Origin of the sequence: Methylobacterium sp. Leaf361 (genome assembly GCF_001424445.1) — a bacterium.
GTDB lineage: Bacteria > Pseudomonadota > Alphaproteobacteria > Rhizobiales > Beijerinckiaceae > Methylobacterium.
On sequence record NZ_LMPY01000021.1, the window covers coordinates 44,327 to 52,635 of the forward strand.

General features: G+C 66.8%; 8 protein-coding genes. 3 read left to right on the forward strand and 5 right to left on the reverse strand.

From position 1 onward, the window contains the following. The first annotated feature begins 156 nt into the window (after positions 1-156). The gene (locus ASG32_RS33920; protein ID WP_020095037.1) at positions 157-300 is read left to right on the forward strand and encodes a hypothetical protein; all 144 of its coding nucleotides are present in this window, start codon (positions 157-159) and stop codon (positions 298-300) included. An 80-nt stretch (positions 301-380) separates the two neighbouring features. On the opposite strand, the gene ASG32_RS15595 is transcribed toward ASG32_RS33920, so the two are convergent. Both ASG32_RS15595 and ASG32_RS15600 read right to left on the reverse strand, forming a co-directional pair. Continuing rightward, positions 381-1,463, reverse strand: a complete 1,083-nt coding sequence (locus ASG32_RS15595) for a Gfo/Idh/MocA family oxidoreductase (protein ID WP_056527786.1) — start codon at positions 1,461-1,463, stop codon at positions 381-383. Positions 1,464-1,465: 2 nt separating this feature from the next. Further along, complete coding sequence (locus ASG32_RS15600) at positions 1,466-2,593, reverse strand: Gfo/Idh/MocA family oxidoreductase (RefSeq protein WP_056527789.1); 1,128 nt, start codon at positions 2,591-2,593, stop codon at positions 1,466-1,468. A gap of 258 nt (positions 2,594-2,851) precedes the next feature. Between ASG32_RS15600 and ASG32_RS34515 the strand changes: the two genes are divergently transcribed. Continuing rightward, positions 2,852-3,016: a hypothetical protein gene (locus ASG32_RS34515; protein WP_165923078.1), complete on the forward strand. Its 165-nt coding sequence runs from the start codon at positions 2,852-2,854 to the stop codon at positions 3,014-3,016. 408 nt (positions 3,017-3,424) lie between these two features. Here ASG32_RS34515 and ASG32_RS15605 read toward each other — a convergent pair whose 3' ends face one another. Further along, positions 3,425-4,381 (reverse strand): zinc-dependent alcohol dehydrogenase family protein, encoded by a 957-nt coding sequence (locus tag ASG32_RS15605; RefSeq protein ID WP_082557906.1) that lies wholly within the window; start codon positions 4,379-4,381, stop codon positions 3,425-3,427. 95 nt (positions 4,382-4,476) lie between these two features. On the opposite strand from ASG32_RS15605, the gene gcvA reads away from it, so the two are divergent. After that, positions 4,477-5,367, forward strand: coding sequence for a transcriptional regulator GcvA (gcvA, locus tag ASG32_RS15610; protein ID WP_056527791.1), 891 nt, complete (start codon positions 4,477-4,479; stop codon positions 5,365-5,367). A 323-nt stretch (positions 5,368-5,690) separates the two neighbouring features. Here the strand turns inward: gcvA and ASG32_RS15615 are convergent, their stop codons facing one another. Continuing rightward, complete coding sequence (locus tag ASG32_RS15615; RefSeq protein WP_082557907.1) at positions 5,691-6,701, reverse strand: glycosyltransferase; 1,011 nt, start codon at positions 6,699-6,701, stop codon at positions 5,691-5,693. Between the two features lie 589 nt (positions 6,702-7,290). Further along, positions 7,291-7,914 carry a glutathione S-transferase gene (locus ASG32_RS32625; RefSeq protein ID WP_082557908.1) on the reverse strand — a complete coding sequence of 208 codons (624 nt, stop codon included), beginning with the start codon at positions 7,912-7,914 and terminating at the stop codon, positions 7,291-7,293. Between the last annotated feature and the right edge of the window lie 395 nt (positions 7,915-8,309).

The following is an 8,309-nucleotide window of genomic DNA, read 5'->3' on the forward strand; positions in this document are numbered from 1 at the left end:
CGCGGCCGGCGGGACACACACCCCTGTTTCCGACATCGGGCCGCGTCTATCGCCGGCCTAAACACTTTAAGTCCCGGTCGAGAAAATCTATGAAATGATGTATTCACCGGCCAGGCTCGACGGTAGAGTCGGTCTCCCATCACAGCGCCCTCGTCGATGACCGACCTTCTCGTCACCCTCCAGGAGCCAGCCGAACCCGCCGGGCAGGCCGGGCCGGGATCCGAGACGTCGGCCCTGCGCGCGCATATCGCGCGGATTCTGCGCAGGCTGCCTCCCGCCAAGGCGACGAAGACGACCTGACCTCGACCGCCGGGAACGGCGCCGCGACCTGCCCGGACGGATCATCCGCTCGGGACGGGCGCCCGGTCCGGACGCCCCTTCTAGGCGACGGCCTCCAGCGGCTGCGGCCGGGCGCGGACGCGATCGAGGATGTCGAGGGTGCGGATGCTGTCCGCGAGCGGCATGATCGGGCTCTCGCGGGCGCCGGCGAGCAGGCAGCGATGCACCTCGTCGATCTGATGCCGCAGCCCGAACCCGAGGTACGGCGTCGGGATCAGCGCGACGCGGCGGAAGTCCAGCGGCTGCAGGAGGCGCTTCGCGAAGGCCAGTCGGCCGACGGCCTGGCGGCGCGGCGGGGCACGGTCGGCGGGCGCCGGCGCGGCCGCGGTGCGCACGCGCGTGAGGAAGGGCGGGCACAGGAACTGCCGGTGCAGGTGGATGCGGCCGTGCGTGCCGACGATCACGGCGGCGTTGTCGGCCTCTCCGGTCGAGCCGCAGCTCAGGGTCGCGGTCCTGGCGTTCCAGCCGAGCGCGAGCGCGGCCTGCTGCGCCGCCGCACCGCCCCGATCGAGGCCGACGCCCGAGACCTCGGTGGGTGCGCCGAACAGGTGGAGCGCCAGCGACACGGGGTAGACCCCGAGATCGAGGATCACCCCGCCTTCGGCCGGATCGTCCGTCCGTCCGGGCGGGTTCGGCGCGCGGGGGAAGAACAGGCGGGCGTCGAGATGCAGGGGATCGCCGATCTCGCCCGCCTCCAGCATCGCCTTGGCCCGCACGACGCCGGGCGTGAAGCGCATCCACATCGCCTCCATGCAGAAGACGCCCTTCCGCCGCGCCGCCTCCGCGATGCGCCGCGCCTGCCCGCCCGAGAGCGCGATCGGCTTCTCGATCAGGACCGACTTGCCGGCCTCGATGCAGGCCAGCGCGCTGTTCATGTGGTCGCTGTTGGGCGTGGCGATGTAGACGACGTCGATATCCGGCCGCGCGGCCAGGGCCTCGACGCCGGCGACGGCGGCCGGCGCGCCGGACGCCTGGGGGAAGGCCGCGGCGAAGGCCTGGGCGCTCCCCGTGCTCCGCGCCCCGACGGCGGTGAGGCGCGCGTCCGGCCGCCCGAGAAGGTCGCTGACGAAGCGCTGGGCGATGACCCCGGTGCCGAGGACGCCCCACGAGACGGTCTGTGCCATGGCTAGAACCTGGATCTCAGCTGGATCACGGCGCCGCCGCCGGCATTCTGCATGGCGAGCGCGATCTCGGTGATGTGCAGCACGAACCGCGCCGGGAGCGGCGCCGGAACGCCCGCCCGGATCGCCGCGGCCTGGGCCGCGGGTCCGCGGGCGAAATCCATCTGCGACGGGTAGCTGGGCAGCTTGCCCCCGAAGCGGGGAGTCGGCAGCTTCCGACCGAGGAAGATCCGCCCGGGCAGGTAGCGCTGGATCCGGTGCAGCAGCCGGCCGAGCCGCCCGGGCGCCTCGCCGCTCGGCGAACGGAGATAGACCGGGCCCTGGCTGGCCCACGAATCGGTCACGGTCAGGACGCCCCGGTCGCCGATGATGTGGAGGGATCGGTCCTGCGGCGCGACGAGGCCGCAGGTGATCCGCGCGACGACGCCGGATCGGAACTCCAGGCACGCCGTCGAGAAGTCGTTGGCGACCGAGTCCGGGGGCTGGCCGGTGCCCTTGTCCGGGTACAGGCGCGACGCGAAGGCAGTCATGCGCTCGACCGGGCCGAACATCAGGCTCATCCAGGTCAGGTAGTAGCCGGCGTGCTCCAGGGTGCAGCCGACCCGGTACTCGTCCTCGGCCGGCCAGGGGGCGCCGGTCACGCTCCGCCATTCATGCACCGGCTCCCGGAACACCGGCCCGTCCTCCAGCTCGGCGTAGACGAGCCGGACCGACCCGACCTGGCCGGACGCGACGGCCTCCCGCACGGTCGCGCCCGCCTCGCCCAGGATGCTCGCGGGCGCGCCGCTCAGCGAGAGGCCCTTCGCCTCGGCGAGTTCCACCAGCGCTTCGGCCTGGGCGTACTCCATGGCGAGCGGCTTCTCGGAGTAGACGTGCTTGCCGGCCTCCAGGGCGGCCTTGGTCACGACGTAGTGACTGTGCGGATTGGTCAGATTCAGGATGAGGCCGATCTCCGGCTCGGCGAGCAGGGCCTCGAGGCTGTCGAAGGCGCGGGCGTTGTAGTGACGGCAGAAGACGGCGCGCCGCTCCGGGTCCCGGTCGTAGACGCCGGCGAGGCGCAGTTCGGGGTGGTTCACGAGGGTCGTCATGTAGAAGTCGGCGACGTAACCGCAGCCGACGATCCCGATCTGCATCTCTGTCCCTGAAGGTCATCCGCACCGGATTCGGGTCGTAGCGGCAGCGCTCCGTTCCGCGCCTTCATCAATTGGGCGTAGGATCGACGCGCCGAGAGCTCAGCGACGCTCTCCGGCGCCCGAATTCGGCGCCCATGTCTCGGCAGTACACGGCGCTCGGGCCGCAGGCGCTGACGCTATTCAGTCGAACGCGCGTTTAACGCTCCGTTTACCGTACGGTCCGACAGTTCCGGTGCAACCGGAGCCCCGTGGACAGCCATGCTCGATGTCGCCTTCTGGTGGTGTGTGGCCGTGGCTTTGACCGGATCGGTCGGCCTCGTCGGCCTGGCCGTCGTCGCCGGCCGGAGCGGCCGCTCGCAGCCGCGCGGCCTCAAGCTTACCCGGACCGAGCCCCTCGTGCTCCGTCACTTCGGGCGCGCGTAGGTCGGCATTCGACCGGCACCGGCCGAGTATCCGGCGTCTCAGATCTTTAAGTTCGCGGTCGGGTCGGGTTCCCGCCGGGAAGATCCGTCGTGCCCAGGTCGCGCGAGGATCCCTGACCCTTAACCGGTTCACCCCGGTCGACGTAGCCGTCGGGCACCACCGCCTGGGATCCCTTCGATGGAAGGCGGGTCGGGATCGGGCCGGTCGCGGTCACCGGAACGGACGTAACCGAGGTCGTCGACGGCAGGATCGCGTGCCTCCGAGTGCCGCTCGACCCGCCGACCGGTCGGGCTTGCCACGGTGCGACATCACGGTTTCCGCGGGTTCGATCTCAGGTGAGCCGCTTCCCTTCGCGGCGCCGGACGCTGCCGGTGTCAGGTCAGGGACCTCGATCGAGGTCCGGCCGCCTCACGATCTCACCCGGAGCACGATCTTGCCTCCGAGCCGGCCCTCCTCGGAGCGCGCGTGGGCGCTGGCGACCTCGTCGAGGGGAAACTCCAGGCCGACTCGCGGCACCACGAGGCCGCGCTCGAGGAGGCGCGTGACGGCGTCGAGCTTGCGGCCGTCCTGGCGTGAGAAGACGAAGTGATAGGTGGCGTTCCGGCCCCAGGCGCCGATGAGGTTCTGAGGCGTCGCGGTGTCGACCAGGGTGACGACGCGCCCGTCCTCGCGGAGGATGTGCGGGGAGCGCGCGAGCGTGTCGCGGCCGATCGTGTCCAGGACGACGTCGACGCCCCTGCCCTCGGTCAGGCGATCGACGGCGTCCACATAGTCCTCGCGCTCGAAATCGATGACGGCGGAGGCGCCGAGGCGCTCGACGCGCGCCACGTCGCTGCCGCGCGCCGTCGCCAGGACCCGTGCCCCGATGGCCTTCGCGACCTGGACGGCGATCGCCCCGACGCCCCCGGCACCGCCGTGGACGAGGACGGTCTCTGTGACCTGCAATCGGGCCCGCTCGACCAGCCCTTCCCAGACGGTCACGCCGACGAGGCTGACGCTCGCAGCCTCGGAATGGGTGAGGTTGACCGGCTTGCGCGCGACGATGCCGGCATCCGCCACGTGGTACTCGGCGTACGATCCCGGACCGTCGAAGATCCGCGGCGTGTAATAGACCTCATCCCCCGCGCGGAACTCGGTCACGTCGGATCCGACCTGGTCGACGACGCCGGACACGTCGTGCCCGATGATGGCCGGCAGCGCGACCTGATCGGTGTAGTCGCCGCGGCGGATCTGGCAGTCGAGCGGGTTGATCGACGTGGCATGCACGGCCACGCGGACCTGCCGGGGTCCCGGCCGAGGGTCCGGCAGCTCCCGGAGCTCGAAGCTGTCCGGCCCGCCGAACTTCGTCAACACCATCGCCTTCAAGAGAGCCTCCCGTCCTGACCGGCCAACCTTGTGTCAGCCGGGCTGCGGGATGACGAACGCGTTCTCCTCACGGGGTCGATGAGCTACGTTCAGCCATGACGATGCGGAGATCGCTTCCCCCCCTCGCGGCGCTCCGGGCCTTCGAGGCGGCCGGGCGCCGCCTGAGCTTCCGCGCTGCCGCCGACGAGCTGGGTGTCACGGCGACCGCCATCAGTCATCAGATCCGGCTTCTCGAGCAGACCCTGGGGCTGCGTCTCTTCCACCGCGAGACGCGCCGGGTCCGGCTGACCGCCGAGGGCACCGTTCTCCTGCCCGTGCTGCGCGACGGTTTCGACGCGTTCGCCCGAGCCATCGATGAAATCCGCGGCCGGCACGCGGCCGGCGTTCTCACGCTCTCGGCCCCGACCGCCTTCGTCGCGAAGTGGCTCGTGCCCCGGCTCGCCGACTTCCGGGCCGCGCATCCCGGTTGCGATCTGCGACTGCACGCGTCCGACAGCCTGGTCGACTTCGCCCGCGACGGCGTGGACGTCGCCGTCCGATACGGGCCCGGTCCCTATCCCGGCCTCGACGCGCACAGGCTGGTGGTCGACCGGGTCGCACCCGCTTGCAGTCCGCGTCTCGCCATTCGATCCGAGAGCGATCTGGCCCGCCACCCCCTGCTGCACTTCGAGTGGCCCGACCTGACCGACGAGACGCCGACCTGGCCGGCCTGGCTGCGGAAGGCCGGGATCACCGATATCGATGGCGGTGCGGGTATCCGCTTCAGCGACGAAGGTCACGTCATCCAGGCCGCGATCGCCGGTCAGGGCATAGCGCTGGTCTCGGTCGTACTGACCGCCGACGACTTGGCGAGCGGCACGCTGATTCAACCCTTCGGGCCCGTCCTCGACGCGCACCCCTACTGGGTCGTCCACCCGCGACATCCGGCCCAGGCGGGACGCGTCGGGATGCTGATCGACTGGCTGCGCAACGCAGCCATCCGGTGACGCAGGACCATGTGGCGAGGTCTGTATGAAGGTTCGCGAGCGGCCATCCGTCGGCGGTTCGGCAATCTTTGTTCGGGGCGGGACCCGGCATCTCGACCATGATGCGGCGACCGTCCGAAGCGTTGGCCCAAACTCCCTGCTCGATCGCAGTGCTCGTCGAGGAGCGAAATTTTCGCCGATCGCCGGTAAATCTCGGCGTCATAGCAAGCCTAAACCGAGTGTCCGGTAAAACCGAAGCTTAAGTCAGAATGACAGGCGATGCTGTGTCGTAAAGGCGCGGATGAAGACCGTCGACGGGACCTGTTGCAAGCCCGCCAAGGCGGTCAACGACGAAGGAGTGCGAATCTGAGATCTTTCGCGATCGATCGCCATCGTGGACGGCCGTTGTGAACCGCCCGATAGGTTCCGCCGGCGACACGTGCCGATAGGCCCTGGAGTGCCTCCAGGCGCGTCTCAGTTCGATAGATCGCTTCGCGCTTCTCGAGCTGGTCAAGCGCGCTGCGAAAGAAAGCGGCCGCCCTTGCCCGATCGAAGAGTGGAAAATGCTCAGCCGTCGCTTCCGGAAGCCGCTCGACGATATCGATCATGGCGGTCGTGGCTTCCCTGTAGGGATCCAAGCCCCCAGCTACCGTCCTCCGACCCGCGCTCCGCTCGCGCTCACCGTTTCCGAACAGATTATGGGCGTGCTGCCGATAGCGGACCAGGGGTACATCGATCTCGACGGTCAGACCGACGACTTGCGCCAGGAACATTACCCAACGGTCGTGAGCGATCATCTCGCTGGGGACAATGAAATCGATGAAACGGTCATCGACATCCCACAGATCCAAGAGTTCCCGTCGAAAGACGATCGAAAATCCGAAGAACGTCAACCACGGATCGTAGGTGAGCGGTTTTCTGAGGCCGGTACGATGAATGCCTTGCCGAAAGACGCCAAGCTCGCGATTGCTGGAGTCGATAGTGATGGCCGTATGGGCGATCATCGAGACGCTGCGATCGTCCAGATAGGGCGAGCAAAATTCGATCTTCTTCGTGTCCCAGATATCGTCCTGATCGCAGAAGGCGACGAATTTTCCACGCGCCAACCGCGCGGCTCTCAAGAAATTGCTTCGAAAGCCGAGCGCGGGCACGTTCTCATGGATTTTGAACTCGATTGCGCTGCCGCAAGAGAAATTTCGGACAATTTCTAGCGTGTCATCCGTAGATGCATCGTCGGAAACGATGATCTCAAGAGGATGTACTGTTTGCCCGACGAGGGTTTCAAGCTGTTCGCGGATAAATCTCGATCCGTTATGCGTGGCAAGAACAACAGAAACACCATGTTCATATCGCATGATGATGTCCTGACGAAACGGATTGCTATCTTCCGCGGTCGGAGCAACAATCAGACCATCTCTCGGTCACGGGTGGCCTCTCGAGTTCTTGCTATCGGGTTAGCGCGTATTCATTTGGGGCCACAGTCTTAATCAAACGGATTTGGATGCAAATAAATGAACGGAGCTGTGGCGGCCGAAGCAGATATTCTGCTCCCTTCTCTTGGTAAGATGCCGGCCAAGAACGTCTTTCTTAAGCTCGAGAGTGGCGCTTTGCGCCGACGCGGAGGCTGTTGATTTATCATCTTAGTCGTCGGTACTGTCTATAGCCTTCGCCACAAAAAGCAAGAGCGCTAATGAAGTTCTTGTTCTGCACGTTCCGATCATTGACCTGTACCTGCCGGGGGCCGGAAGGGATATCGACGCGGCCGGATGACGGCGTGCGCTCCGACAGATCTGCGACGCCGAAGCTGACCGGCGAGAATCCACGCCACGTTGCCGATTCGCAAGCTACCCAACCCAGGCGTTCGGAGAGCGGTCGTTGCCTGCCGAAAGCCGCCACTTATCGATCGTCCAGCAACCTCGGATTGAAGGCGCGGTTGGCATCCCACTAAGGAATCCCATTCGCCCCGTGGTCTCGGTAGCCGGATCGAGCGAGAAGGCGATCATGATAGGCCGAGACGGCGGGATAGCTCGGGCGCTCCATTGGCGTCATGCGCCAACGGTTTACGGACAAGCCGAGAACGACATCCGCCAACGTGAAGGCTCCTCCGGTCACATAAGCTCCGGTTGAGGAGAGATGGTGGTCAAGGATCCCCATATTCGCGTTCCAGGCCTCGACCCCCGCCACTATCCGGTCTGGATCGGCGTAGGCCGGATCACGACGAACGAGGCCGAGGAAAGCCGCCCGCCAAGACGCGTTCAACTCGGTCGCTTGCCAGTCCATCCATTGTTCAACCAGAGCGCGTCCACGCGGGTCAGCAGGGAGCAGATCCGTCCGAGCGGCGCTCGCAGCGAGGTAGCGGCAGATCGTATTTGACTCCCACAAGGCCCCGGCCGCGTCTTCAATCACGGGCACGAGGCCGTTCGGGTTGCGAGCCAGAAATTCCGGGGTATCCGTTGCTTGGAAGCCGCTGCCGTAGTCCTGGCGATCGTAATCCAATCCGATCTCGGCACAGGTCCAAAGCACCTTGCGAACATTGATCGAACTGGCCTTGCCGAGAATGCGGATCATGGGAGCGGGTTAGTCAGCGCTGGAATGATGAAGAGACGACCACAGAGGGCGTGGTTGCATCTTCCACCCGCGGAGTTAACCGCCCTTGTCTCAGGTGCGCAAAGCGGATGCAGCGAGCGACCTCGAGAGGATCTCGAGCGATGTCCACGGCTATGCCCGCTTCGATGCGTCCACAATCCAGATGCGGTCGGGCCGTTTCCCTGAAGAGTTTCGGTCGCCGCGAGGCGTACGAAAGTCTTGGATGAACGAACCCGCGGGATGGCGGGCGGGCCTATGGGGATTTGGGCTGGGCGTCGCCCCCAGTGGCGGAGCGACGGCGGGCAAACCTCGCCAGTGGCGTGCTTGGAAGTCCCCGGATTGGCAAGGCCTCAGCGCTTGGCGAAGCGAACCGGGGT